Source organism: Corynebacterium sp. HMSC035E02 (assembly GCF_001836065.1).
GTDB lineage: Bacteria > Actinomycetota > Actinomycetes > Mycobacteriales > Mycobacteriaceae > Corynebacterium > Corynebacterium hiratae.
Genome location: NZ_KV827334.1, coordinates 1 through 348 on the forward strand (window position 1 = coordinate 1; position 348 = coordinate 348).

Annotated in this window: 1 protein-coding gene; it reads left to right on the forward strand. The window is 64.4% G+C overall.

Features of this window, described 5'->3' with window-relative positions; translation table 11 throughout:
• A partial coding sequence (locus HMPREF2635_RS05135; protein ID WP_305764540.1) for a biotin/lipoyl-containing protein occupies positions 1 to 348 on the forward strand: 348 nt, incomplete at both ends.

A 348-nucleotide genomic window follows, 5' to 3' on the forward strand; every position in this document is an offset into this window, starting at 1 on the left:
GCCGGCCGCTTCTGGTGATGCCACCGACGTGGAAATGCCGGAGCTTGGTGAGTCCGTCACCGAGGGCACCATCACCCAGTGGCTGAAGTCCGTCGGCGACACCGTCGAGGTCGACGAACCGTTGCTCGAGGTCTCCACCGACAAGGTCGACACCGAAATCCCGTCCCCGGTCGCCGGCACCCTCATTGAAATCCTCGCCGAGGAAGACGACACCGTCGACGTCGGCGCCGTCATCGCCCGCGTCGGCGATGGCTCCGCCGCAGCCTCCGAAAAGCCTGCCGCCAAGGAAGAGGAAAAGAAGGAAGAGCCCAAGGCCGAAGAGAAGAAGGAAGAGCCGAAGGCAGAGGA